This window comes from Paenibacillus sp. 79R4 (assembly GCF_013393165.1).
GTDB lineage: Bacteria > Bacillota > Bacilli > Paenibacillales > Paenibacillaceae > Fontibacillus.
This window is the reverse complement of record NZ_QJOT01000005.1, coordinates 73401-99392: the sequence shown is the minus strand read 5'-3', so window position 1 is coordinate 99392 and position 25992 is coordinate 73401. Positions and strand designations below refer to the sequence as shown.

Below are 25992 nucleotides of genomic sequence, written 5' to 3'. Positions count from 1 at the left end.
CTTATGTGATAGCCTTTGTTCATTGTTGGCGTAATGGTTCTGTAACCTCTTCATCTCGTCATTCTATATGATTAGAGATAGAGTTAGTCAGTCTATGAATTTAGAATTGAATGGTGATGACATGAGAATCAATCGAATGATATTTGTATTTATAATCAGCGGAGTTGTCCTGCTTCTCGGCGGCTGCAGTCTGGGCAGTACGCCATTTCAGCTGCTGCAGCCCCCGGCCCAGTCCCAGCAGCAGTCCAATATCCGCCAGGAAGTACTGCAGCAATTGCCGCCTCATTCCAAGCTGGTCATACCCGATAACGGACCTTATGGGGCCACGGCGATATTCATTAAAGATATTCTCGGGGATGGCCATCGGCAGGTGATTGCTTTTTATGCCAATGAAAGCGATGAATTTGAACACGGGTATATTCTATTGCGGGAGAATCAAGGGAAATGGGAACGGATGGATCAGGTTGCAGTTCCAAGCCGCGGTATCGATTTCTTCCAGCTTGCCGATCTTGACGGAGACGGACGCAGCGAGATTATTACCGGCTGGAAGGGCGGGGTTCGCGGACGCAATGAGCTGCAGATTCATTCGGTGAATGAGCAGAACAAGCTTGAACTGGCTGGGGATATGCTGTACACCAGGATACTTGTTAGCGACCTGGATGGCAACAACAGACCGGAGCTGTTCAACCTGTCCTGGGATTCCGAGAAAATGGTAGCGGAAGCGGCTTTATATGATTTTCATGATGGCCGGTTAGTCAAGCAAACAGCGCTTGATCTGGATGGTGCGATCAACGGCTATGCCCAGGTTGTTACCGGCAAAGTAAATGAAGAACGTCAGGGAATCGTCATCGTGGCAGATTTCGGCGCCCACTCTTCTTATACTTCGCTGCTGATTAAGGAGCAAGGGCAGTTAAAGGATGTGCTTAATGCCGATCCGCTCAACCCGGAATTTTTTAATGCTCAGACGACCTTGAGCGAGGATATCAACGGGGATGGAATTCTGGAAATTGACCGGATGAAGGAGCCTCCGGGAACAGAGGATATCCCTTATTCGGACATGCCGTTCATTCATGAGTGGATACAGTGGACGCCGCAAGGCAAGCTGCAGCCCATGATGGACAGCTTCTATAGCTTTGAGAACAATTACCGCTTTGATCTGCCGATGCGTTGGATCGATCAGGTGACACTGCAGTATACCGGCGACAATGAGGATATCTCGTTCAGACCCCTGCGGAACCCTGAGCTATCGCTCCTGGAGATCAAAATAGTGCCTTTGTCCGACAAGAGTCAAGAGATTGAAAAATGGAAGAAGGCAGGCTATCAATTTGTTTCCTTGCGCGAAGGCAAGGACAAGTGGATTGCTGGCATATTCCCGGAAAGTTTGCAGGAATATCCGAATGCAATTCAATCGTTGGCTATTTCGGTGAAGGAATTGGTCAGCGGTTTTAAAGATACGAAATATTGAGGCAGTGTTGGAGGTTGTACAAGATGAAGGTAATGATTGTAGAGGATGAGCGCCCGATCCGTAATTTTGTGCGCATCAACTTGAAACGGCAGGGGATCGTCGTTGTGGAGGCGGAATCCGGTGAGGAGGCAATGGAAGCTGTAGAGAGGGAGAAGGACATAGATATAGCCTTGCTTGATATTCAACTGCCCGCGATTAGCGGGCTTGATGTGTGTAGAATGCTCAGGCGTTCTTTTCCGAAAATGGGCATAATTATGCTAACAGCACTAACGCAAGAGGAAGACTTGGTGGCCGCGCTTGAAATGGGGGCGGATGATTATATATGTAAACCGTTCAGTCCAACTGAGCTGTTGGCCCGGATTAATGCGCTTTACCGCAGATTGCATCCTGTGGCGTATGAAATGGGCGGACAGCTTCAGTCGGGCATTTTTAGGTTATCGTCGAAGGAACGGAAGCTGTGGAAAAATGGGATTGAGGTGGAGCTGACGCCGACCGAATATGCGTTGATGAAATTGTTTCTGGAGCATGCAGACGCCAGCTTGAGCAGGGATGACATCCTTAATGCGGTATGGGGACAGGATTATACGGGTGAGGTAAAGACTGTCGACGTACATATGCGGCGCTTGCGCAACAAGATTGAGAACGATCCTTCTCATCCACACTGGATTCATACGGTGTGGGGACATGGCTACAAATGGAGCTCACAGCATGAAGAGCATTAAGAGCAAGCTGTTATTAAGCCATTTCTTTATTATTTTGCTCGTTACAACCTTGTTCTCCACCGTCTTCCTGTATGGTGTCCACCGGTATTATTACCAGGGGGCGAAGGAAGCGTTCGCGGAGCGGGTTGATGTGCTGTCTTCATACTACAATAAATTTATTAACGATGAGACGCTGCGTGAAAAAGCGACAGAGATCTTCCAGCAAATTCCGACGGCTGATTATATGAGTATTCAAGTGCTTGATCTGTCGGGAAAGGTGCTGATGGATGCCAATGGCTTCGAGCAGGAGGGGCAGCTGTCCTCGCCGGATATTACCGAAGCCACTCAGGCCGGAGAAGGGTCTTGGACCGGAAGGACAGAGCAGGACGGTGAGCATGTGATAGCATACAGCTATGCCCTGTACCGGGAGGAGAATGCCGTTGGTGTCGTTCGGTTTGTTACATCCTTGACTGCGGTTGATAAACTGTATGCGGAGATCGTCTTGGTTACGCTGACGCTCAGCGTCGGCATTATTGCCGCTTCCTTTATCGTCAGTTTATTTCTGTCGAGCAGAATGGTGGGCCCCCTGCTTGAATTGCGACGCATAGCCAATGCGTATATCAGGGGGGATTTCCATGTCCGTTCCGAGAATCGGCAGCGCGATGAGATTGCTGTGCTTGGTCAGACGATGAATGTCATGGCCGAGGAAATTTTAAAAACCGATAAGCTGAAGCATGAGTTCATTTCGACGGTGTCCCATGAATTAAGGACGCCGCTTACTTCTATTCAGGGCTGGTCGGAAACGCTGCTTACCGGAGATATGCAGGATAGAGAAGAACTGCTCGACGGGCTGCAGACGATTCGTGATGAGGCAAAGCGGCTCAACGGCATGGTTAATGATCTGCTGGACTTCTCCAAGCTGCAGGCCAAACATCTGGAGATGCATCCGACGCGCTGGAATGTAGGAGAATTGCTGCATGAACTGAAAATACAATTCGCGGCCCACCTCGAGCAAAAGGGGGTTACTCTGCGGACTGAGTATGATGATGCCGGATATATTACGGCGGACCGCAACCGGATGAAGCAAGTGCTGATTAATTTGCTGGACAATGCGATCAAGTTCTCGCATAAGGGCGGTGAAGTGCTGCTGAGAGCCCGGCGGCTGGAGCAGGGGCTTCAGCTTGAGGTGATCGATGAAGGCGAGGGGATCGCACCGGCTGATTTGGAGAAGATGATGACCAAGTTTTTTAAGGGCAAGAGCAAGCAATCCGGCAGCGGAATCGGACTTGCCCTGGCCAGGGAGATCGTGGAACTGCATGGGGGAAGCATGAAGATGGACAGCGAGTTGCATCAGGGGACAACGGTAACTATTGTATTGCCTTCTGCTTCATCGCTGCTGACGTAGGCTGTTGTTGATTTGTAACTATCTCTTTCACCGCTCCTGTTACGATAGGTTCACAGGAAGATTAGTCCAATTAAATGCTGGCTGCTGCCGGCGAATTCAGACTAATGCTTCAGAATCTAGAGTTTAACTTACTCATTATCGAAAGGGCGATGGACATGAAAACAGGGATGGCTAAAAAATCGATTATTGCTTTGGGAGTGGCTGGCGGATTGCTGATCAGCGGCGTGGGTGTTGCCCAGCTGGCACAACCGGTACAAGCGGCACAAGGGGTTGCACCCTCCGCCAAAAGCGTGGTTGAGGCAGAGCTCTCAAATAAGCTGGAGCAGAAGGTTACTATTAAGACGAAGGCGCTCACCTCGAATAGTCCCTATTTGAAGGTACATGTGAAAATTCCAGTCGTGGAGGGCTTGAAGGATACACAATATGGCCTGGAAATGAACGATATTATTGAACGCAATGCGGATAAGGCGATTCAAGAGTGGGAGAAGCTGGCTGCGGAAGGAGCCAAGGAGGCAAAAGAGAATAAATATGAATTCCGTCCGTATGAATTGTATATCGACTATGAGGTGAAGTCAGACGGCTCGGCTGCCGTTAATCCGCAGCAATTGCTCTCGTTCGTAGTTACTCAAGAGGGCTTTAGCGGAGGAACTTCAATGCCGATCAAATATTTCTACAATGTATGGAATAAAGCCGAGGCCGAACGGGTGACGCTTGAGGAATTGTTTGGCTCCGATTATAAAGCAGCGCTGGACAAGCAAATTCGTGAGCAAATTGCTAAGCAGCCGGACGATTATTTCGCGGACGAGTTCAAAGGAATCGATGCCGGACAAGAGGAGGATTTCTATGTGAAGGACGGCAAGGCTGTGATCGTATTCCCTAAATACTCGATCGCACCAGGAGCCGCAGGAACACCGGAATTCAGCATTGCCCTCGCCGCCAAAGGGGAAGATCATGAAGCTGCGAAGGCCAGTGTTGTCATCAACAAGAGCGAATACTACACAAAAGCAGATGGGCAGATGATGATTCCACTGCGTTCCACGATTGAAGGTCTTGGCTTCAAGCTGACCTGGAATGCAAAGGAGAAGAGAGCAGACCTGACCAAGGATGCTGTATTTACATCGATTGAGCTCGGCAAGGATCAATATTTCTTGAACAAGGTAGCTCCGTTCTCCCTTGGCGCTGCTCCAGAGCTGCATAATAAGAATACGTATGTTCCGGCAGATTTCGTAACCAAAGTGCTTCAAGGTACGATCGAAAAGGCTGAGAACGGAGCGCTTAACGTAACGCTTAAATAATTCAATCAGATTGATAAACATAATAAACATATTCAGCTAACAAGGTTAGAAAAGAAAATAAAGAGCAATCTCAAGTGAAAAAAGATATTGGGATTGCTCTTTTCTTATTTCGTGCGATTGACCTCCAGTCTGGTGTCAGAGGGAAATATCCTCTTGAATGAGCGTTTGGTCTGATAAAAAATCCAATCAGGAACTTGAAATTTGTCCCTAATTTGAGTATCATAATATTGGTTATTAGCACTTGAATATGTCGAGTGCTAATACATAGAAGAATATGTCTATGATTTCATTACAACATATTAATAAGGAGGCTATTTCTCATGATTAGACCATTAGGTGAACGTGTATTGGTAGAACCAATTGAACAAGAAGAAACGACGGCTTTCGGCATCGTGCTTCCAGATACAGCGAAGGAAAAGCCGCAAGAAGGCAAAGTCGTAGCCGTAGGCAGCGGCGCATTGAAGGATGGGGTTCGTATTCCTCTTGAAGTGAAGGAAGGCGACCGCGTGTTGTTCTCTAAATATGCGGGTACTGAAGTGAAATATGAAGGCAAAGAATATTTGATCATGAAGGAAAGCGACATTCACGCGATTGTCGGTTAACAGGCCGTTTCTCGATCAAATCGGTCACGCTTTAATATCCTTAAGGAGGAATCGTAACGATGGCAAAAGTAATTAAATTTAGTGAAGAAGCACGTCGCGCAATGCTACGTGGTGTAGATACTTTGGCAGATGCAGTAAAAGTAACACTTGGTCCAAAAGGCCGCAACGTAGTGTTGGAGAAGAAATTCGGCAGCCCGTTGATCACCAATGACGGTGTAACGATCGCAAAAGAGATCGAACTGGAAGATGCATTTGAGAACATGGGTGCTCAGCTCGTTAAGGAAGTAGCGACGAAGACCAACGATGTAGCCGGTGACGGTACGACCACAGCCACCGTTCTTGCGCAAGCGTTGATTCGTGAAGGCTTGAAGAACGTAACGGCAGGCGCCAGCCCCATCGGTCTGCGCAAAGGGATCGACAAAGCGGTAAAAGTAGCGGTTGAAGAGCTGCAAAAGATCTCCAAGTCGATTGAAGGTAAGCAATCGATCGCTCAAGTAGCTGCGATCTCTGCCGCTGACGAAGAAATCGGCGAACAAATCGCAGAAGCGATGGAAAAAGTGGGTAAAGACGGTGTTATCACAGTTGAGGAATCCCGCGGTTTCTTGACGGAGCTTGAAGTGGTAGAAGGCATGCAATTCGACCGCGGCTATGTATCTCCATACATGATCACAGATACCGATAAAATGGAAGCTGTCCTCGACAATCCCTATATCTTGATCACCGACAAGAAGATCAGCAGCACGCAAGAAATCTTGCCGTTGCTTGAGAAGATCGTACAACAATCCAGACCGCTGCTTGTAATCGCCGAAGACCTCGAAGGCGAAGCACAAGCGATGCTGATCGTGAACAAACTGCGCGGCACGTTCAATGCGGTAGCGGTTAAGGCACCTGGCTTTGGCGATCGTCGTGAAGCGATGCTGCAGGATATCGCTGCTCTGACTGGCGGCCAAGTGATCACCGAGAAGCTCGGCCTGGATCTGAAGAGCACAACCATCGACCAATTGGGTAGTGCACGCCAAGTGATCGTTACGAAAGAGAACACAACGATCGTGGACGGCAGCGGCGACAAAGCGGATATCGATGCTCGTGTGAACCAAATCCGTGCGCAGCTGGAAGAGACGACTTCCGAGTTCGACAAGGAGAAACTGCAAGAGCGTCTGGCTAAACTGGCTGGCGGCGTAGCGGTGATCAAAGTTGGCGCAGCTACAGAAACGGAATTGAAAGAACGCAAGCTTCGCATCGAGGACGCCCTGAACGCAACTCGCGCAGCGGTTGAAGAAGGGATCGTATCGGGCGGTGGCGTAGCGCTCGTGAACGTATATAACGCAGTCGCAGCACTTGACCTGAGCGGCGACGAGAAGACAGGCGCAAGCATCGTGCTGCGCGCACTGGAAGAGCCGGTTCGCACAATCGCGGCGAATGCGGGTGAAGAAGGCTCCGTGATTGTAGAACGGCTGAAGAAGGAAGAAGTAGGCGTAGGCTACAACGCAGCAACAGGCGAATGGGTGAACATGTTCGACGCAGGTATCGTTGACCCTGCGAAGGTAACGCGTTCCGCACTGCAATATGCAGCATCCGTAGCAGGTCTGTTCCTGACTACTGAAGCGGTAGTGGCTGATAAGCCGGAACCGGCTGCACCAGCTGCTCCTGACATGGGCGGCATGGGTGGAATGGGCGGCATGATGTAATCAGGCCAACATAGCCTTATGCATCAAGGGTTTCCTGAAATATGAAGCACTGGATGCTTCACGATTTAATTGCATGGTTTAAATGAGAGGCCCCTCATAAGTTCTTCGAACTTATGAGGGGCCTTTTTGTATACTGTTTTAGTTATGGGGTTCATACTCTCTTCCCCCTGTGCATATATTTAGTTTCGTGTTACAACGATTGAACTGAATGATCCTTACTCTTGATTTCCCCGATTTGACTCAGCTTTGCCTTCCTTCCGCCAGGCAATCACAAATTCCATTCGAGGTTTATCCACTTTATTCCGTTTATCAGATATCTACGACCCAGTGAGCCGCGAGTGCATGAATTTCTACCTTGCTGCTTACATCCATGGATTCATAGGTACTGATCAACTCCAAAACCCAAGCAGCTTGTAATTTCGCATTCTAATCATCGGGTGTCTTCTATCATTCCGGTAATTTTGGAATGCGATTACATAGATTTCTTATGAAAGGAGAGATGTCACGTACTCCCGGGTCTGACAAACCATCAACCAATCTAAGCGGAGTGTGATCAGAATTGAGAAAAGTCAAAAAAGTTAGTGCTATCCTGCTTCTTGTTATCATCATGGCATTCACAACCGTGCCGTTAACCGCCTTGGGCGCTGCCCCATGGGAGCCTAATACTACTTATCAAACGGGTGATATCGTCACCTACGGGACAGATACTTATCAATGCGTACAAGGACATACCTCCCTCGTGGGATGGGAACCGCCAAATGTTCCGGCGCTTTGGAGCAAACAATCATCCCCTGCGGATACACAGCCGCCAACGGCGCCAGCCGATGTAATAGCGAGCAACGTGACGAGCAGTACCGTTACATTAACTTGGACGGCTTCAACGGATAATGTGGGTGTTACGGGTTATGATGTGTACAACGGTTCTGCCGTGGCCGGTTCTTCAGCAACGACTTCCTATACGGTTACAGGATTAAGCGCCAGTACAGCCTACACGTTCACTGTCAAAGCGAAAGATGCTGCCGGCAACGTGTCAGCTGCCAGCGCGCCAGTTAACGTCACGACAGGAGCGCCTGTTGTGGACACAGAGCCGCCAACAGCCCCTAATAATCTAACTGCACCTACAGTTACTACAAGCTCGGTATCCCTAAGCTGGACTGCCTCGACAGACAACATCGGCGTTGCCGGCTACGATATTTATAATGGCACGACGCTGGCTGGCTCTTCGAACACAACTTTTTACACAGTAACAGGCTTAACCGCGAACACCTCCTACACTTTTACTGTGAAAGCAAAAGATGCAGCAGGTAATGTATCCACTGCTAGTAATGCGCTCACCGTTACAACCCTTCCTCAGAATTCAACCCAATATGAGATCATTGGTTATTTCCCAAGCTGGGCTGCTTACGATTCACCATCCTTTACCCCCTCCAATATCGACTCTTCAAAAGTAACTGTGATCAACTATGCTTTCCTTGATATTTGCTGGAATGGAAGGCACGGCAACCCTTCCCAGAGTCCCGATAATCCCAATCCCAACACATGGACCTGTCAAAACGGTGACGGCACTGTCAATAATGCGCCAAACGGTTCAATTGTGCTTGGGGATTCATTTACCGACGGTACCGCCGATGGCGGGTATAACCAATTGGTGAAGATGAGACAGCTTAAAAACACCAACCCCAATCTTAAGCTGTTCGCCTCTGTTGGCGGATGGACCTGGTCCAACCAATTCTCCAACACTGCGAATGACCCGGTGACCAGAGGCAACTTCGCGACCTCTGCCGTCAACTTCCTGCGTCAGTACCAATTCGATGGCATCGATATCGACTGGGAATACCCGAACAGTATCGGTGTACCTTGCGCATCGGGTCAAACATGCCAACGTACAGCTGACAAAGCGAACTACGTCCTGCTTTTGCAGACGCTGCGTCAAGCCCTGGATACAGCCGGGCAGCAAGATGGCAAGCACTACTATATTACGATTGCTTCCAGCGCGAACTCCAGCTTCCTGGCCGATGCAGGCGGCACCAGCAACTGGCTGTCTAATGCCGCACAGTATTTGGACTGGATTAACATCATGACCTATGACTACTATGGTCCATGGGATGCTGCCAGCGGCATCGTATCGCCATTATATAACGACCCGGCCAATACAAATGGAAATAGCCAATTCAACATCAATTCCACAGTAACCAATTACTTGAATAAAGGTCTTCCTGCCAATAAGTTAACCATCGGCGAACCATTCTATGGCTATGGCTGGAAAGGCTGCAATGCAGGTCCCAATAACAATGGATTGTATCAAAGCTGTAGCGGTGAAGCCACGGGTGGCTCCGACGGCTCAACATATGACTTTGCCTATATGCAGAACACCGGCCTTCTATCCGCGGATTCCACCGGAAGATATACCATAGCTGGCCAAGGCTACACCCGCTATTGGAACAGTGTGACGCAGACTCCATTCCTCTACAACCCTTCTACGAAAATCTTCATTACGTATGATGACGAGCAATCGGTCCATCTGAAAAATGAGTTTATCAAAACCAAAGGATTACGCGGCGCGATGTTCTGGGAATTAAACGCAGACAGAAACCGTACCTTGCAGTCCGTCGTCTCCAATGACTTGCCGCATTAACCAATAAAGCCAGGGCTTTCCCGGAAGCAGAAACCTGCTTGCTGAGGAAAGCCCTTCTTGTTTAAATCCGGCTGCGGTCGAATATTCGGATCAGGGCTGCTGTGCACGGAATCGGCTGCTCCATCGTACCGCTTGCGCAGACAATCGCATCGATCTGATCCAGCTCCAGCGAAGCATCGCTCAGCGCTTGCAGAGCTGCCTTCGCGCCCATAGATGAAGCAGGTTCTCCCTTGGCGTAATAACGGGTTTTGATGCCCGACTTTCTCTCCGCACATCCCCTCGTCAGCTGCAGCACCTGATCCAGCTTTGCAGAATCTACATTATGCTCAGGAATATACTTGCCTGTACCCATGGTTTTTACTTTGCCCATTGGATGTTCTCTCAGATTTCATCAAAGGCTTGCACCTTCAGGCCGATCCCGGCCTTTGATATTAATTCGACCTGTCTAAGCTTTGTTACGGCCTTTGATAGGGTGTCTCAATGAGCGCCTGTAAGGTGATCTTCTACGGAAATCTCATAGGGGCTTAAGTACAAGCTATCGTACGCTCCGCTCCTCATGCCTTGGTTTCATCCAACCTTCTCGGTGCTGAAAACTTGTTGAATAAAGACAACTTATTGTGAAACATCTCCTAATTGAATGGAAATGGCTCTTTGTAAATCCTCCAGGCTTAGTTCGACCTGATAGCCAATTTTGCCTGCGCTGAAAATAATCGTTGAATAAGCGGCGGCTGATTCATCGATCGTCGTGGTGAAGTTCTTCTTCATACCGATCGGGGAGCAGCCTCCGTGAATATATCCGGTAATCGGCAGCAAATCCTTCGATTTGATCATCTCAATCGATTTCTCCCCAACCGCATGCGCGGCTTTTTTCAATTCAAGCTCCTTGGCAACCGGGATCATAAATACGTAGTATTTCTTCGACTTTCCCATGGTGACCAAGGTCTTGAATACTTGATTCGGGTTCTGCCCCAAAGTCACGGCCACCTCGGTACCACTAACCGCATCCGTACCCGCGTAGCTATAACTGCTATATTCCATCTTTAGCTTGTCCAAGATTCTCATGACATTTGTCTTAAACTCCATCATTTATCACCTTATGCATTTTTGAGTTCCTTGTTTTGTGAGTATACTGTCCTATTATCATACCAAATCTTGCTGTAATAGGGGAAAGTAGTCCTCCTTTCATGAATTTTTATTCACATAGTCGATTATGATACACTGGATCTAGAGATAGATATACGAGAATCGGCGTTATCGATCGCTTCGTTAGGATGATAAGGGGAGTGGGCATATGGCATTCGTAGTGATCAAGGATGAGTACAAGCGTTACCAAATGGGCGAGACGACGATTGTTGCCAATGACGGCATCAATTTTGAGATCGAAAAGGGTGAATTTGCGGTTATTGTCGGCCCCAGCGGCGCCGGAAAATCAACCGTGCTGAATATTCTCGGTGGGATGGATACGGCTGATGAAGGCCAGGTGCTTGTAGACGGGACCGATATCGCCAAGTTGAATCGTAAAGAACTTACTGGCTATCGTCGCAATGATGTCGGCTTTGTGTTTCAATTTTATAATCTAGTACCGAACTTGACGACCAAGGAAAATGTGGAGCTGGCAGCGCAAATCTCTCCTCGAGCTCTTGATGCCGAGCAGGTGCTGCGTAATGTCGGGCTTGGCGAACGGCTCAACAACTTTCCGGCCCAGCTCTCCGGTGGAGAGCAGCAGCGGGTGGCGATTGCCAGGGCATTGGCGAAGCAGCCCAAGCTGCTTTTATGCGATGAACCTACGGGCGCGCTCGATTACAATACAGGCAAGCAGGTGCTGAAGCTGCTGCAGGATACTTGCCGCAATACAGGAACGACAGTAATTGTTATTACGCATAACTCAGCGATCGCGCCAATGGCGAATCGGATCATTGAAATTAACAATGCCAAAGTGCGCAAAATGGTCATGAACCCGAATCCGATCTCTGTAGACGACATTGAGTGGTAAGGAGCTGTACAGCATGCAGAAAAAAGCGCTATGGAAAGATATTTTCCGGGAAATATGGCGAACAAAGGCGAGGTTTCTGTCGATCTTTGCGATCATCATGCTCGGTGTCGGTTTCTTCGTAGGGATCAAGGCAACCGGACCGGATATGCTGGATACAGCTGAGCAATATTACGAGCAGTTCCATTTGATGGATGTAAAAGTCCAGACAACATACGGGTTGAAGTCAGCCGATATCAATACGTTAAAGAAAGTGTCTGAGGTAGAAACCGTCCAGCCGGGCTACAGCTCGGATGTATTTCTGGACGATAGCGGTCTGATCGCGAGTATTCGCTCTTATCGATCAGATGATACGCTCAATCGTTATCTCATCACCCAAGGAAGATTGCCTGAAGCTTCGGGGGAAATTGCGCTTGATAAGAGCGGGAAGACGAAGCATTACAAGTTGGGTGATACGATTACCTTTACGAACCCGGATACTGAAGTTGATTTGCAGGATACATTTCATACGCTGAGCTATAAGGTGGTCGGCTTTGTACAAAGTCCGCAGTACATTAATACGATTGGACGAGGGACAAGTCAAATTGGCAAAGGGACGACCGATGTATTCGCTGTGATTTCTGAGCAGGATTTCAATATGTCTGTGTATACAGAAGCCTATATAACCTTCAAGGATAGTGCGGGATTTCGCTCCTATTCGGATGAATATGCCGATCGGATCGAAGCGCATACGAAGGCGGTTGAGCAGGCGCTGACAGGAATGCCGGAGGAGCGTCTCAGCGAGGTGCGCGAGGAAGGGCAGGCCAAGCTGGATGAAGCGAAGCAGAAAATCGCTGACGCCAAGCAGCAGCTTGCAGATGCCGAGAAGAAGCTTAGCGATGCCAAGCTTAAGCTGGATGAAGGGGAGCTCAGCTATCAGGAAGGTGTGGACAAGCTGCAATCCGAGCTGGCCAAAGGCCAGGATAAGCTGGATCAAGCGGCCAGGCAGCTTGAGCAAGGCCGTGCTGAGCTGGCCCAGAATAAGCAGAAAATAAGCTCCGGCCAGACGAAGCTGGAGGAAGCTCGGGAACAATTGAATGATCAGAAGAAAGAGCTCCAGCCGAAGCTGGCGGGTGGACGAGAGCTTGCCGCGTCACTACAGCAGATCGCTGCCGTTCCTCCAGACAGCATTCCGCAGTCGCAGCGGGATCAACTGGTGGCTGGCGCCAAAGCGGCCGATTCTGCCCTAGGACAGGTCGTCGCCGGATATATGGCGGGTGAGGTGGACGCCGCTGCATTGAAACAAGCGGCAGGCGCATTCGAGCAGGGCCTGAACGAGGCTGAACAGAAGCTGTCAGCGGCGGAGCAGGAGCTGAATTCCAAGGAGCAGGAGCTTGAATCCGGGGCTGCTCAGCTGAAGGCCGCGGAGAAGAAGCTGGAGCAAGGCGAGCTGGACTGGAAGCAGGGGAAGGAAGAACTGGCCAAAGCCAAGCAAGAAGGAGAGGCCAAACTAGCCAAAGCGAAGGCCGATCTGGATCAGGGGCGTCGCGATTATGAGGAGGGCCTTCGCACCTACCGTGAAGAGAAGCAGGATGCTGATGCGAAGATCGCTGATGGTGAGCGCGAGCTGTCCAAAGGACAGCAGAAGCTGGATGAACTGAAGCTGCCCAAGGTCTACGTGCTGGATCGTGACTCCAATCCCGGTTATACCGAGTTTGAGGATAATGCCGAGAGGCTGGCCTCGATTGCCAAAGCATTTCCGGTCTTTTTCTTCCTTATTGCCGCCTTGGTCAGTTTGACGACGATGACGCGAATGGTCGAGGAGCAGAGATTGCAAATCGGAACGTTAAAAGCATTAGGCTACAGTAATGGCGATATCATGAGGAAGTTTCTCGTCTACGGTACGCTTGCAAGCGTATTGGCAACAGGCTCGGGTCTTGCAGTGGGTTTTACACTATTTCCAACGATCATCTATAATGCGTACGGCTCATTGTACAATTTGCCGGAGGTGAAGCTTAATTTCTATCTCAGCTATAGTCTGATGTCCTTGATCGTAGCTGTGTTATGTACGACGGTAACGGCCTTCACGGCGGCGCGCGTCGAGCTGCGTAGCGGCGCAGCCGTGCTGATGCGTCCGAAAGCTCCTAAGAGCGGGTCGCGCATCTTCCTGGAGCGGATTCCGCTAATATGGCGGCAGCTCAATTTTACTGGCAAAGTGACAGCGCGAAATCTGTTCCGCTATAAACAGCGAATGTTCATGACGGTGTGCGGCGTAGCGGGTTGTACAGCGCTTATACTGACCGGATTCGGACTCAAAGACTCTATCCGTGATATCGCTCCGCTGCAGTATGGCAAGATCATGAAATATAATGCGGCTGTCGTCTTTAAAGAGGACACCAGTCCTGCTGGGGAAGTATCCTATCATAAGCTTATCGAAGACACACCAGGGATTACAGGCACGCTTAATGTGTCCCAGGAAGCGATGCAGGCCGTTCGTAAAGGTGTGAATAGCCAGGATATTCATCTATTCATTCCGGAATCCACAGAGCATTTTTCTGATTTTGTGGTGTTAAGGGAGCGGGGACAGAAGCAAATCCTGAATTTGCCGGATGACGGAGCGATTGTTACGGAGAAGCTGGCTAAGTTGTTCAATCTGCATATCGGCAGTAAGCTGGTCATTCAGAATAACAGTAATGATTCCTTCGAATTGAAGGTAGCGGGCATTACTGAGAACTATACGATGCACTATGCCTATATGACGCCTAATTATTATGAGAGCATTTTCGGCAAGCAGCCAAAGCCGAATGTGGAGTTGATTAATTACAGCAATTCTGAGCCCTCGTTCGAGGATCAGTTCGGCGAACAATTGACGGCCAATGAACGGGTAGCTATGGTCAGCTTCACAAGCGGGGTCAGTGGATCGTTCAAAGATACGATGGACAGTATGAATGTGGTCGTCATTGTATTGATTATCTCAGCCGCTGCGTTGGCCTTCGTTGTGCTCTATAATCTGACCAATATCAATGTGTCCGAGCGGATTCGCGAGCTATCGACGATCAAGGTGCTGGGTTTCTATGACCAGGAGGTCACGATGTATATTTATCGTGAGAATATGATCCTGACGGTTCTCGGCATTATAGCCGGGGATCTCCTCGGCATCGTTCTGCATCGTTTCGTATTGAAGACGGCGGAAGTCGATGTGATGATGTTCAGCCCTACGGTACATTGGTTCAGCTATGGCTATGCGGCAGTGCTGACTCTGCTGTTCTCAGGAATCGTGATGGTCACGATGCATTACAAGCTGAAGCATATCGATATGATCGAAGCCCTAAAATCAGTCGAATAGAAATAAAATCCCCTCACTTTATAAAAAAGAGAGGGGATTTTTCTATAAGTTTAACCAAATGATAATCAATTATTTATCGTATTCTCATTTTCTTTTAAGCCAATTCTAAGGTTGGAGAGGTAGCATAAAGGTACCCCATAAATGATATATGTGTGAAGGCCCTGCTCATAGCAGGGCCTTCAGTGCGAATGCGGACAATTATATTAAAGCGATAGCAAGCAGTGTGAACAGGCTCAAGGTTAATATATCGGCACCATAGGCGCCGGGATAGAATGCGGAGGTTTTCACTTCGCAACCTCTATCAACACGTAGATAGACGTTATTGTAATCAACATCGACAATCGTTCCAACATAATGCTGTCTGTCCACGGTCAAGATGCGGACACGCTTGTTCTTACAGCGCATACAGTTATAATAGGCTTCCATCAAGCGTTTTCCCCTCCTTCTTTAAAAGGCTGTTCAAATGCCTTATCCAGACCTTTTGAAATTACCTCTTAATAAAGTATGAGAAGAGCGGCTATCAGTAACGGCAAGTACCCTGATGCATGGGGATTTTCCATGATTTGAATTTTTTTAATTTAATTTTCAGGTTGCAGTAAGGTTCTATTAAGGATGCAATGGTACAGTAATGATACTCCCTCTTCTTCATTATATATAAATACACAAAGAAACCATCCCGTGTTTGGGATGGTTTCCTCTTGTTTCAGGGACTTTCTCGGATTGATCAAAGTCTAGAATCCCCTTATTATTTGTTCAAATCTTCAATGGTCGTGATGTCTACATAGGAGGGAACAACTAGTCCGGTACGAACTCCGGTCATGTTAGCGCCGAGATCTTCAACCTGGTCTTTATACTTGGCCCAATAATCGGCGTGAGTTAATGGGAGCCATGCCGCTGCCATCGCATCTACATCACCGCTGGCCACCCCTGTCCACATCGGTCCAGCTTCAACCTGAAGTGCCGTAACTTTATAGCCAAGCTTGCTCTCAAGCACGTATTTCAACAGGTTTGTGCTGGCGATTTCAGAATCCCAGGCCACATAACTTAATTTCAGCGGATCCCCATTTGCCGGAGTCAGATCTTGGGTCCAGGAATCAACACGGTCGCTATGGCTGTCTGCCCACTCCTTGGCTGCAGCTTCAGGGTCTTTGCCGTCCTGGATCGCAGACATGATCTCGCCCATTTCATCTGAGGTCCATTCAAAGCGGTTAAGGAATTCATAAGCTACCGGCTGATCTTCCTTCAAGCCTTTGCGGGCGATGGTATGAATTTCTTCTGCATCCCCGTAGACTTTCTTCGAATCATCGAGGAATTTAAGATCATACTTAGAGAACATCCAGTGTGGTGTCCAACCGGTAATAATGATCGGTTCTTTCTTCTTAATCGACTTATCCAGCATCGCAGTCATGGCCGCGCTTGATCCTTCGACCAACTTCCAATCCTTCAGATCATATTGCTTGATCGCTTCATCTGTGGCTTTCATAATTCCTGCGCCGGGATCAATGCCGATAATTTGGTAATTGACCTGCTTCCCGACGGAAGTTGCTTCACCATTTCCGGATGTGTTGTTATTCCCATTTTTGTTAGCAGCTTGACCGCAAGCGGACAGCGCGAGCACAGAGGCAAGACCACCGATAAGCAAAAGTTTCTTCGATAATTTCATAGTTATTCTCCCCTTTTTTTAGTTTTGAACAGGCCTTGAGTGAACCGATCCAGTACGATCGCCAGAATGACGACAGCAAGCCCGGCCTCAAAGCCCTGGCCAATCTTCAATTGAGTGACAGCGCGATAGACCGTTGCGCCGATCCCTTGAGCGCCAATCATGGAAGCGATGACGACCATCGAGAGCGAGAGCATAATAGTCTGATTGACGCCGGTCATCATCGTCGGCATGGCAAGCGGCAATTCCACCTTGAACAGCTTCTGCCAAGAAGTCGAGCCGAAGGCATCTGCCGCCTCGGAGAGCTCGCCGGATACTTGCTGGATTCCCAGTGTCGTCAGGCGAATCGTTGGCGGAATGGCGAAAATTACCGAGGCAATAACCCCAGGAACGACCCCCAGACTGAAGAAGGTAACTGCCGGAAGCAAGTAGACGAAGGCTGGCATCGTCTGCATGAAGTCGAGCAGCGGGAATACGATCCGATGCGTCGTCTTGCTGTAGGCGCTCCAAATACCGATCGGAATCCCGATTAGAATCGAGATCAGTCCTGAAGTAATAACAAGGCCCAGCGTGTTCATCGTTTCTGTCCAATAGCCGAGATTATCAATTAACAGAAATCCGATCGCTGTAAAGAGTGTTAGCGGCCATCGACCAATGAGATAGGCAAGGACGCTTAAAATAGCGATAAATAACAGAGGATGCGGAAGAAGGAACAGATCGGAGAATAGATTAACGAACCATTCGATGACCGTTGCCAGACCGTCGAAAAATCCGCCTAGCGCTGTCCCCATCCAATCGACGATACTTTCAATCCAATCCGCAATCGGTATTTTTGGAATATTATCCATTGTCCTTCACCTCCAATACGCTAATTTCATCGCTAAGCCCACCGGCCAGCGCTCCCAGTACGGCCCCGCGTACGATAACGCCAAGCAATCGATCGTCATCCGCTACGACCGCAAGCGGCACTTTGGCCGAGCTTGTCACCTCGAACAGATCGCCAAGCAGGGTATCTGGCGAAACCCGCGGACCGTCGGTAATCAGAATGTCCTGTAATCCTTGTCCCGCCTTCAATGCTCTGGAGGCATCTTCGGCGGTAATTACGCCGAGCAGCCGCTTGCCGCGATCGATGACGAACAGGTTGGAAATTCCTCGTTCACGCATTAACTGAAGCGCGACCCGAGGACCGCGATCAAGGGCAACCGTCTCAGGACGCCGCATAACCCGTGATGCCGTAATGACTTTCGATAGATCCACGTCTTCAATAAAGCGTTCAACATAACGGTCGGCCGGCTGTGTCAGCATCTCTTCCGGCGTCCCAAGCTGTACGAGCGCTCCATCCTTCATGAGGGCAATTCGATCCCCAAGCCGCAGCGCTTCGTCCAGGTCATGGGTAATGAAGATGATCGTCTTCTTCATTTTCTCCTGCAGCTCAAGCAGTTCATCCTGCATATCGCGGCGAATTAATGGATCAAGTGCGCTAAACGCTTCATCCATAAGCAGGATTTCCGGATCATTGGCTAATGCTCTAGCCAGACCGACCCGCTGCTGCATGCCACCGCTTAACTGATCAGGCAATTTGTCTTCCCAGCCTTTGAGCCCCACAAGCTCTAACGCTTGCATGGCTTTCTGCTTGCGTTCTTCCTTATTAACTTTCTGGATATCAAGGCCATATTCCACGTTGTGCAATACTGTGCGGTGGGGGAATAGTGCAAATTTCTGGAAGACCATCGTAATCTTCTTGCGCCGCACTTCTCTTAACTGGGTTTTGTTCATCTTCAGCAAATCTTGACCATGCAGCAGGATCTCTCCTGCAGTAGGTTCTATGAGCCGATTCAGCATCCGGACGAGCGTCGACTTGCCGCTGCCGGACAGGCCCATAATAACGAATATTTCTCCCTTATGGACGCTGAGACTCATTTGGTTGACCCCAACGGTGATTCCTTTTTCTTTGGCCAGTTTCTCTTTGTTATAGCCTTGCTCAAGCAGCCGAACGCCTTGTTCCGCATTAGGACCGAACAGTTTGCTCAGCTTTCTAATTTCCAAAATATTTTGTTCCATATACTCACCTCTTCAAGTTCCGCTAACAGTTCGCTGAGTTCACGAGTTCTTTGCAGCTTTCTGTAATTCGTAACTATTTATTTGAACATAAAGTTAAAATGTTGCGATGTGGCGTGCTTAGCTGTTCTATAGTGTAACAAAAGGATAGGAAATTAATCAAAGATAATATCCGTACGTATAGAACGTACAGAAAAAACTGAACGAATAGAATCTTACGAATCCTCCCTTATGCTTAAAATTGCGGTATGATTCGCTGCTTTACTTTTGGGCATCCTTTTCTTAAGATAAAAATATCATTATAAATGCTGAAGGTTTAGGAAATTGTATTACACCAAGATAGCTTGATCGGAACGATAGGAGGTTGCAAGCATGAGCTTGGACCAGCTCAGCCCGGAACAACAAACGGCGGTACTTAACGTGCGTAAGCGGGTTATTGAAGCGATAGGAAGAAATATGAATCTGTATGGAATTCCGTTATCAACGGGACATCTGTATGGGTTGCTCTTTTTTGCTAATAAACCGATGACCCTTGATGAGATGGGAATGGGAATGAAAATGAGCAAGACGAGCATGAGTACAGGAGTAAGAACCTTGCTCGATATGAAGATGGTTAATAAAGTGTGGGAGAAAGGATCTCGCAAGGACTTATATGAAGTGGAGTATGACTGGTATCAGACGTTTACCGACTTCTTCGCGATCAAATGGCGCAAGGCGGTCGAGGGAAATATTCTGGTGCTTAAGCGTTCCATCAAGGAAATGAACAAGTATTTAACGGAGGATATGGATCCGGAATTACAAACTGTCCTTGAGGAGGATATACACAAGATGAATGAGGCAGTTAAATACTATAGCTGGCTTGATCGTCTGATCGATGCGATGGAGAACGGCGATATTTACGATCTGGTACCCAAAGAGGAGTAAAATTGTTCTTATCGAATTTAAAGGGTCTGAAGGACGCATTAAGATAGCCTCACCTGTGTGGAACGCTTGATTATAAGCGATTTTGACCAGGTAGAGGCTATATTTGTTATACATAGGGATATCTAACAATAAAATCAATACACACCGATATCGTCGAGCATAATTTTGCCCCGGTCACCTATGAGTATGAATGAGAGCGACTTAATGCCTTGGTCGGGAGCAAACTCGGGATTGGCGTCTACAAATTCAGCTATTGGCAGCTGGTAGGTCTGAAATATCGCTTCGGTCGGATTGTTATATTTGCCATCAGACATATGGAGCTCAAGCCAGGGATGAAGTGTAAATTGCACTTCTGATAAAGCGGGTAATTCCCGAAACTGAGATAGAGGCAAACGCGACTTCATGCCGTTTCCGTCCATAAGCTCGATCTCTATTGAAAAATGGTCCGTCTTCGGATTGTCCTGCTCTTCTATTTCATCCAACTCTCTACGCTGATCCGCCAAGGCGAAGGAGAGCAGCTCGGGCGGTCCTTCGGTCGGCTGCGGCGCTTGGTATGGCCAACTCATACGATAGACAGATTCCTCTTGGCCAGGCTGAGTTCTCTCCAGGATTAAAGCGTGATCGCCTTTATTCGATTTCCCGCGGTTTTTTGTTTCTACTTCACGCCAAAGGATATTCTCGCCTTCCGCAGTCCCGTTCTTCGGCAGGCTCTGTCGGTTCGAATCCTCCTCAAACCGCGTCCACATCGTGAAATGGCCATCTTCATACTGATTGATATAGGTTGTCTCCGGCATCAAGGGAAGAGCTTCGCGGAAATCGCGGAATAATGGCATATACCTGGTCTCCTCATGCAGCGATGTCTCCATGAAGGCGGATATATACAATTTAGCAATCATTCTCTGGTTAACACCACTTAGGAATTGATCCCTATTTAATAAAATACCCGATGGAAAGCTGATATCGCGCAATCCCCAGTCCGTATTGAATTGGCTGTGGTTCGCTCCCTGTACATATAAAGAAGCTTTGAAGAAATCCGTTCCCTTAGTGAAGGAAGAGCGATTGTACTGGCGATCTCCATCGAAATCACTGACATCGCCATCATTAGCTCCTTGAATGGTCAAGTAGTTGATATCCTTCAATTTAGCATTTATGCCGTCAACCTTCTTGTCGGTGGGAGCAATAGCGGCCAACGCCCTGATATTGAATTCCTTCACGCTGTCGAGAGTAGCATCGGATTTGAACCAGCTTGCATAATCCACCGCCATCGCGATCGCTTGCCCACCGCGTGAATGGCCGATCAGACCGATCCGGCTCATATCAACTTTGCCGAAGAAGGGCGTACCTGGAGACTGGGCGAAGGTATGGATCTGCTGCAGATGCTTCAGCAGCACCCAGGCCCTTACCTTCATATCGTTATTAGGGATTCCCGTCCAAGCGGAGTAATTCAGAAAATTCTCATCGACAGATACCGCAATAAACCCCCGACTGGCAAGCAGCTCCCCCAGATAGGCGTAGCCGGCGTCCGAATAATCCTCCATCAAATGGTTGCCATGAACGATAAGAATAAGCGGGTAAGACTCATCGCTGCTGCCCTCGGGCATCCAGACGCGGCCATTTAGCGGCAGAGCCTTCTCATCATACCGGAGATACATCGTGCGATATTTGGACCAATTCGTAATGTAGGCGCTGGCATCAACGGATTGAGAGATCAAGTCTGTCTTTGCACCGAACTCTGGCTGCCAAATATCCTTCCCACTACCGTAATTAAAGGTAGTAACGGCATAGGTTCCAGGCTCCGCCGGATTGTCCATGGACTGATCTAAATCGGCAACGCTTTGGATCGATTTAGTGCTTCCGCTAACGACCAACCCGATTACGATACATATACTGAGGGCCCCGATGATTTTCATTCCGGTTCTAAGGTGGCTTCCTGTCCGGCTGCCGTTATAAAGCTTGAAGAGTAATCCGGTTATCAGCCCGGCGATCACACCGATTAACGTGAGGATCGCGGCCACAATAATAGAGATTTTGAAGGACTCGTCATTATCGAAAATAAAGTAGGCGGCTCCAAGATCGAATAGCACGGTACCGATAAATAGACGCGGCACCGGCAATCCGATTAGGGACAGCAGAACAGCGATCGTATGAGCGACGAAGAACATCCCTACTGTTGCTGTGAAGAGGAACAACAGCAGATCCAGCCCCAGGCCAAGGCCGGTCGGCAGGCCCAATGCAGCAAGGGCAAAAGCGAACATGCCGGCTCCCCAAGGACCGGCAATGCTTATTCTCCAGAAGCGAGTGTCATATTGATACGTCCGCCGGATGCGGCGCATCATTCTTGAACGAAGCGTCGGTTTCCGTAAGGAAAATTGAGTTTGTATTTGTAAATCCATATTTTCTCCCGTCCTTAGATGACATTATTGTAACATTTTTAGTCCGGGAGTTCCAAAGGAGAAATGAGTTCAAATACTTCCATTTTATAGAGGTTGTCTTAAAGTCCCTTCTGATAAGAAAACCGATTGAAGTAATGGAGCCGAGATTGCCATTTCTTTAACTGCTTGTCCTTTTGTTGCTGGTTCTGAACTTCAGGAAGGAATAGATGATCAGAATAAACAGTACTCCCAGGCATACCCCGATGCTGATACGATTTTGGGCATCGAATATGAACATAAGCGCGATCAAGGACAGACAGAAAATGGTGATCAGCGTGATATAAGGATACCCCCATACCTTGAAGCCAGGTTCATGCGGATAGGTTCTTCTCAGCTTGAACTGGGCCATACAGATGCTGATCCATACGAGAATTACGACAAAGCCCGGTACGGCCATCAGTAGTCTAAACAGCCCTTCCTGCGTAAGATAAGCGATCATGGAGCCAGCGATTAGTACGATTCCGCTCAGCTTGAGACTGTTGATGGGAACGCCTTTCTTGGACAGGAGGCCGAGTGCGGCAGGAGCTTCTCCATCCTTGGCCATTGAATGCAGCATTCGCGTTGCTCCGTAAATTCCGGAATTTGCTGCGGACAAAACTGCGGTAATGAGAATGAAATTAATAAGGTGAGCCGCGCCTTGCAATCCGGCAGAAGTCAGTACCTGTACGAATGGACTTGTATGCTCATTCAGACTATTCCACGGAACTAACCCGCAAATGATAAGAATGGGCAGCGTATAGAACAAAATCACTCTTAAGATGAAGCTTTTTACGACACGAGGCAGTACCTTCTCAGCATCCTGCGTCTCCGACAGCGTTAATCCGATCAGTTCTGAACCGCCATAAGAGAACATGACGACCAGTAGTGCAGAGAAAATGGCAGTCCAGCCGTTAGGGAAGAAGCCGCCATTCCCGGTGAAGTTTTGCAGCATCGGCGCGCTTGAGCCGGGGATAAGGCCAAACAGAATACAGGCTCCAAGCACAATAAAGACAATAATCATGGCAATCTTGATGCCGGCCAGCCAAAATTCAAATTCTCCATAGCCGCCAACACTCATCGTATTAATGACAATAATGAACGCAGCGCAGGCCAGGCTCAACAGCCAGAGGGGAACCTCCGGCATCCAGTATTGCAGGAAGCTCCCGGCGGCGATGATCTCAATGACGCATACCGACAGCCACATGAAGCAATATAACCAGCCAATGACAAAAGAGAAGCGTTCCCCGAATGCCTCGCGTATAAATTCCTTCATATTTCTTCCTTTATAAATCGTTGCCATTTCAGCGATCGCGCTCATCACGACGAGGAGCAGAAGCCCTGCGAAGATATAAGAGAAAATAACCCCCGGGCCTGCGATACCAACCGTCTCGGCACTTCCTTTAAATATTCCTGTGCCGATTACGCCGCCCATGGCCATAAAGCTAATATGGCGCGGAAGCAGCTTCTTCTGCAAGGATGATGGTTCTTTGTTATTTGCGTTGTTCAATGAGAGTCCTCCCAGGTGATGTAATGAAAAAATATATCGAGTCCCATCATACAATAAATCGCGGTGTGTAGAAAGTGATATAACTCTTGTGAAGTATTCCAAAAAGTATGGTGTTCCAAAATCATTCGTGGTGGAGTAGTTAAAATCGAGTCTTATATTTCATTATAGAAGGGCAGCCTTTCCTCACGGTGTGAGGATAAGGCTGTTTTTTATTTTAAATTCCTCATCAATCGGGGTGCTGGGGGACTCTGCTGCGGGCTTATTGATAAGTATTATTTTTCTTGTTGATAAGTATCACATTTCGTTGATTGGTCAGGTAGTAAACGGTTTCACCATTCTCTAAAATGAAATGTAGACGGAGAATGATATTGGGGAGGAACTAGTCATGGCACAGCTTTCCGTGAATCAGACCATCAAGTCTGAGCCAAAGGGAAAGTTTAAGGCGGGGCTTGTCCGGTTTTATAAGCAGCTGGATCTGCAGCTAATGGTTATACCCGCTTTAATCTTAATCTTTATTTTTAGTTATATTCCGATGTATGGGATCTTGATTGCTTTTCAGGATTACAAGATCGGACATAGCTTTTCAAGCAGTCCTTGGGTGGGCATGAAGCACTTTGTTTATTTCTTCCACTCACCTGAATTTGGAACGGTCATGCGCAACACGATCGTAATCAGCTTTCTCAAATTTTTAATTGGATTTCCGGCACCGATCTTTTTGGCATTGATTCTGAATGAAGTAAGAAAGATGGCGTTCAAGCGCGTTGTACAGACCATCACCTACTTACCGCACTTTATGTCCTGGGTTATCCTCGGCGGCTTGGTTGGCTCCTTGCTGGCGGTAGATGGCGGCAGCGTCAACATGCTGCTGGAGAAGCTGAATTTAATCGATAAGCCGATTAACTTCTTATCGCTCCCTGAGTACTTCTGGGGAATTCTCGTAACGACGAACGTGTGGAAAGAAATTGGATTTGGCTCCATTGTATATCTGGCCGCGATTGCTGGGGTAGATCCCCATACTTATGAAGCCGCGTCCATCGACGGTGCAAGCCGCTTTAAGCAGATCTATTTGATTACGCTTCCGTCAATAATGCCAGTTGTCTCGATCTTTATGATTCTGGCTATCGGTAATTTGCTTAGCGCAGGCTTTGAAGATATTTTGATCCTGGCTGCGAATCCGGCAATTCGCGATGTATCTGATGTGCTTGATACTTATGTCGTTCGGGTCGGTATTAACAACTACCGTTATTCTTATGCGACTGCTGTTGGCGTGTTTAAGGCAGTGATAAGCGTCGGCTTGCTCACAATGGCGAACTTCGTAGCCAGGCGGAGCGGCAACAGCCTATGGTAAAAGGCACACGATCAGAGGAGGAATTGGGACATGCGCGATAGCCTTGGGGACCGCATAATGGTCATATGCATTTATACATTTTTAATCTTGTTCGCAATAAGTACGTTATATCCATTCTTGAACGCCCTGGCCGTATCATTCAACCAGGGGTTGGATACCTCCAAAGGCGGAATTACAATCTGGCCTAGAGTATTCACTTTTGAGAACTATAAAGTCGTGTTCAAGGACGATCGGTTGATGAGCGGTTTTATAGTCTCCGTATCACGTACGGTTATTGGGACCCTCTCATCGATTCTTTGCACCGCAATATTCGCTTACGGGATGTCGAAGCGCGAGCTGATGGGCCGTAAATACTATATGGTTATGTGTATTATTACGATGTACTTCGGGGGCGGGTTGATTCCTACCTTCATGCTGATTCGCAACATCGGCTTGATGAACTCCTTCTGGGTGTTTATCATTCCAGGCTTGATCGGGGTATGGAATATGATCATCTTCCGAACCTTCTTCCTCGGCCTGCCTAACGGTCTTGAGGAATCGGCCAAGATCGACGGCTGCGGCAACTGGGGGACCTTCTTCCGGATTGTACTTCCTTTGTCAGGCCCGGTCATTGCAACGCTAGCCTTGTTTACTGCAGTAGCACACTGGAATGAGTGGTTCTTGGCCGGGATCTATATCTCGGATCAGAAGCTGTATCCGATCCAGACGATACTAAGACAGATTTTGCTATCTAATATCGTCAGTGAGCAAGCAGCGAATCTGGACTCCGCATCAATTGCTCATATGCAAAAAGCCAAGACCGTAACGAGCAAATCGTTGTCAATGGCTACTATGATGGTTGCGACCCTTCCGATCATCTGTGTATATCCGTTCGTTCAGAAGTATTTTGTGAAGGGCGTACTGGTAGGTTCTTTGAAAGAGTAGGCTTCCAGATTTCAACAGCAATCCGGATGTTATAATAAACATCGCCTCGGACGG

The 25992-nt window shown here is 48.3% G+C and carries 20 protein-coding genes; 12 read left to right on the top strand and 8 right to left on the bottom strand.

Features of this window, described 5'->3' with window-relative positions:
- Window positions 1-136: 136 nt before the first annotated feature.
- The 7 genes from DMN77_RS08480 to DMN77_RS24125 all read left to right on the top strand — a co-directional run bounded on the left by DMN77_RS08480 (window position 137) and on the right by DMN77_RS24125 (window position 9791).
- The gene (locus DMN77_RS08480; protein ID WP_179014433.1) at window positions 137-1465 is read left to right on the top strand and encodes an FG-GAP repeat domain-containing protein; all 1329 of its coding nucleotides are present in this window, start codon (window positions 137-139) and stop codon (window positions 1463-1465) included.
- A gap of 23 nt (window positions 1466-1488) precedes the next feature.
- Window positions 1489-2187 (top strand): response regulator transcription factor, encoded by a 699-nt coding sequence (locus tag DMN77_RS08475; protein WP_179014431.1) that lies wholly within the window; start codon window positions 1489-1491, stop codon window positions 2185-2187.
- A complete protein-coding gene (locus DMN77_RS08470; protein WP_179014429.1) occupies window positions 2174-3571 on the top strand; it encodes a sensor histidine kinase in 1398 nt (465 codons plus the stop codon). Before DMN77_RS08475 ends, DMN77_RS08470 begins: the two co-directional genes overlap by 14 nt.
- Window positions 3572-3726: 155 nt before the next feature.
- The gene (locus DMN77_RS08465) at window positions 3727-4866 is read left to right on the top strand and encodes a stalk domain-containing protein (protein WP_069188336.1); all 1140 of its coding nucleotides are present in this window, start codon (window positions 3727-3729) and stop codon (window positions 4864-4866) included.
- A 320-nt stretch (window positions 4867-5186) separates the two neighbouring features.
- Window positions 5187-5468: a co-chaperone GroES gene (groES, locus tag DMN77_RS08460; RefSeq protein ID WP_068779872.1), complete on the top strand. Its 282-nt coding sequence runs from the start codon at window positions 5187-5189 to the stop codon at window positions 5466-5468.
- Between the two features lie 59 nt (window positions 5469-5527).
- Window positions 5528-7156: a chaperonin GroEL gene (gene groL / locus DMN77_RS08455; RefSeq protein WP_068779873.1), complete on the top strand. Its 1629-nt coding sequence runs from the start codon at window positions 5528-5530 to the stop codon at window positions 7154-7156.
- A gap of 607 nt (window positions 7157-7763) precedes the next feature.
- On the top strand, window positions 7764-9791 hold the full coding sequence (locus DMN77_RS24125; protein WP_179014657.1) for a glycosyl hydrolase family 18 protein: 2028 nt from the start codon (window positions 7764-7766) through the stop codon (window positions 9789-9791).
- Between the two features lie 61 nt (window positions 9792-9852).
- On the opposite strand, the gene DMN77_RS08445 is transcribed toward DMN77_RS24125, so the two are convergent.
- Both DMN77_RS08445 and ybaK read right to left on the bottom strand, forming a co-directional pair.
- Window positions 9853-10161 carry a hypothetical protein gene (locus tag DMN77_RS08445; protein ID WP_068779874.1) on the bottom strand — a complete coding sequence of 103 codons (309 nt, stop codon included), beginning with the start codon at window positions 10159-10161 and terminating at the stop codon, window positions 9853-9855.
- Between the two features lie 242 nt (window positions 10162-10403).
- Entirely contained in the window at window positions 10404-10877 is a 474-nt protein-coding gene (ybaK, locus tag DMN77_RS08440; protein WP_218652903.1) for a Cys-tRNA(Pro) deacylase, read from the bottom strand.
- A gap of 205 nt (window positions 10878-11082) precedes the next feature.
- Here ybaK and DMN77_RS08435 point away from each other — a divergent pair, with 205 nt between their 5' ends.
- Together DMN77_RS08435 and DMN77_RS08430 are read left to right on the top strand one after the other, a co-directional pair.
- Entirely contained in the window at window positions 11083-11784 is a 702-nt protein-coding gene (locus tag DMN77_RS08435) for an ABC transporter ATP-binding protein (RefSeq protein WP_068779876.1), read from the top strand.
- A 13-nt stretch (window positions 11785-11797) separates the two neighbouring features.
- A complete protein-coding gene (locus DMN77_RS08430) occupies window positions 11798-15106 on the top strand; it encodes an ABC transporter permease (RefSeq protein ID WP_179014428.1) in 3309 nt (1102 codons plus the stop codon).
- A 198-nt stretch (window positions 15107-15304) separates the two neighbouring features.
- Here DMN77_RS08430 and DMN77_RS08425 read toward each other — a convergent pair whose 3' ends face one another.
- The 4 genes from DMN77_RS08425 to DMN77_RS08410 all read right to left on the bottom strand — a co-directional run bounded on the left by DMN77_RS08425 (window position 15305) and on the right by DMN77_RS08410 (window position 18827).
- A complete protein-coding gene (locus DMN77_RS08425; RefSeq protein ID WP_068779878.1) occupies window positions 15305-15532 on the bottom strand; it encodes a hypothetical protein in 228 nt (75 codons plus the stop codon).
- A gap of 319 nt (window positions 15533-15851) precedes the next feature.
- Window positions 15852-16769, bottom strand: a complete 918-nt coding sequence (locus tag DMN77_RS08420; RefSeq protein WP_068779879.1) for a glycine betaine ABC transporter substrate-binding protein — start codon at window positions 16767-16769, stop codon at window positions 15852-15854.
- A gap of 2 nt (window positions 16770-16771) precedes the next feature.
- A complete protein-coding gene (locus DMN77_RS08415) occupies window positions 16772-17614 on the bottom strand; it encodes an ABC transporter permease (protein WP_179014426.1) in 843 nt (280 codons plus the stop codon).
- Entirely contained in the window at window positions 17607-18827 is a 1221-nt protein-coding gene (locus DMN77_RS08410) for a quaternary amine ABC transporter ATP-binding protein (protein ID WP_179014425.1), read from the bottom strand. Before DMN77_RS08410 ends, DMN77_RS08415 begins: the two co-directional genes overlap by 8 nt.
- Before the next feature lie 369 nt (window positions 18828-19196).
- Between DMN77_RS08410 and DMN77_RS08405 the strand changes: the two genes are divergently transcribed.
- Window positions 19197-19748, top strand: coding sequence for a GbsR/MarR family transcriptional regulator (locus tag DMN77_RS08405; protein WP_068779881.1), 552 nt, complete (start codon window positions 19197-19199; stop codon window positions 19746-19748).
- Window positions 19749-19882: 134 nt separating this feature from the next.
- Here DMN77_RS08405 and DMN77_RS08400 read toward each other — a convergent pair whose 3' ends face one another.
- Both DMN77_RS08400 and DMN77_RS08395 read right to left on the bottom strand, forming a co-directional pair.
- A complete protein-coding gene (locus DMN77_RS08400) occupies window positions 19883-22141 on the bottom strand; it encodes an alpha/beta hydrolase family protein (RefSeq protein WP_179014423.1) in 2259 nt (752 codons plus the stop codon).
- A 157-nt stretch (window positions 22142-22298) separates the two neighbouring features.
- A complete protein-coding gene (locus DMN77_RS08395; RefSeq protein WP_256872302.1) occupies window positions 22299-23666 on the bottom strand; it encodes an amino acid permease in 1368 nt (455 codons plus the stop codon).
- A 385-nt stretch (window positions 23667-24051) separates the two neighbouring features.
- On the opposite strand from DMN77_RS08395, the gene DMN77_RS08390 reads away from it, so the two are divergent.
- Both DMN77_RS08390 and DMN77_RS08385 read left to right on the top strand, forming a co-directional pair.
- Window positions 24052-25014, top strand: a complete 963-nt coding sequence (locus tag DMN77_RS08390) for an ABC transporter permease (RefSeq protein ID WP_068779883.1) — start codon at window positions 24052-24054, stop codon at window positions 25012-25014.
- Between the two features lie 30 nt (window positions 25015-25044).
- A complete protein-coding gene (locus DMN77_RS08385; protein WP_068779884.1) occupies window positions 25045-25938 on the top strand; it encodes a carbohydrate ABC transporter permease in 894 nt (297 codons plus the stop codon).
- The last annotated feature ends 54 nt before the right edge of the window (window positions 25939-25992 follow it).

What these genes read in the sequence shown, in the direction of transcription:
- DMN77_RS08480 (WP_179014433.1), top strand. Translation starts at nt 137, where the DNA reads ATGATATTTGTATTTATAATCAGCGGAGTTGTCCTGCTTCTCGGCGGC.
- DMN77_RS08475 (WP_179014431.1), top strand. Translation starts at nt 1,489, where the DNA reads ATGAAGGTAATGATTGTAGAGGATGAGCGCCCGATCCGTAATTTTGTG.
- DMN77_RS08470 (WP_179014429.1), top strand. Translation starts at nt 2,174, where the DNA reads ATGAAGAGCATTAAGAGCAAGCTGTTATTAAGCCATTTCTTTATTATT.
- DMN77_RS08465 (WP_069188336.1), top strand. Translation starts at nt 3,727, where the DNA reads ATGAAAACAGGGATGGCTAAAAAATCGATTATTGCTTTGGGAGTGGCT.
- groES (WP_068779872.1), top strand. Translation starts at nt 5,187, where the DNA reads ATGATTAGACCATTAGGTGAACGTGTATTGGTAGAACCAATTGAACAA.
- groL (WP_068779873.1), top strand. Translation starts at nt 5,528, where the DNA reads ATGGCAAAAGTAATTAAATTTAGTGAAGAAGCACGTCGCGCAATGCTA.
- DMN77_RS24125 (WP_179014657.1), top strand. Translation starts at nt 7,764, where the DNA reads ATGGCATTCACAACCGTGCCGTTAACCGCCTTGGGCGCTGCCCCATGG.
- DMN77_RS08445 (WP_068779874.1), bottom strand. Translation starts at nt 10,161, where the DNA reads ATGGGCAAAGTAAAAACCATGGGTACAGGCAAGTATATTCCTGAGCAT.
- ybaK (WP_218652903.1), bottom strand. Translation starts at nt 10,877, where the DNA reads ATGATGGAGTTTAAGACAAATGTCATGAGAATCTTGGACAAGCTAAAG.
- DMN77_RS08435 (WP_068779876.1), top strand. Translation starts at nt 11,083, where the DNA reads ATGGCATTCGTAGTGATCAAGGATGAGTACAAGCGTTACCAAATGGGC.
- DMN77_RS08430 (WP_179014428.1), top strand. Translation starts at nt 11,798, where the DNA reads ATGCAGAAAAAAGCGCTATGGAAAGATATTTTCCGGGAAATATGGCGA.
- DMN77_RS08425 (WP_068779878.1), bottom strand. Translation starts at nt 15,532, where the DNA reads ATGGAAGCCTATTATAACTGTATGCGCTGTAAGAACAAGCGTGTCCGC.
- DMN77_RS08420 (WP_068779879.1), bottom strand. Translation starts at nt 16,769, where the DNA reads ATGAAATTATCGAAGAAACTTTTGCTTATCGGTGGTCTTGCCTCTGTG.
- DMN77_RS08415 (WP_179014426.1), bottom strand. Translation starts at nt 17,614, where the DNA reads ATGGATAATATTCCAAAAATACCGATTGCGGATTGGATTGAAAGTATC.
- DMN77_RS08410 (WP_179014425.1), bottom strand. Translation starts at nt 18,827, where the DNA reads ATGGAACAAAATATTTTGGAAATTAGAAAGCTGAGCAAACTGTTCGGT.
- DMN77_RS08405 (WP_068779881.1), top strand. Translation starts at nt 19,197, where the DNA reads ATGAGCTTGGACCAGCTCAGCCCGGAACAACAAACGGCGGTACTTAAC.
- DMN77_RS08400 (WP_179014423.1), bottom strand. Translation starts at nt 22,141, where the DNA reads ATGGATTTACAAATACAAACTCAATTTTCCTTACGGAAACCGACGCTT.
- DMN77_RS08390 (WP_068779883.1), top strand. Translation starts at nt 24,052, where the DNA reads ATGGCACAGCTTTCCGTGAATCAGACCATCAAGTCTGAGCCAAAGGGA.
- DMN77_RS08385 (WP_068779884.1), top strand. Translation starts at nt 25,045, where the DNA reads ATGCGCGATAGCCTTGGGGACCGCATAATGGTCATATGCATTTATACA.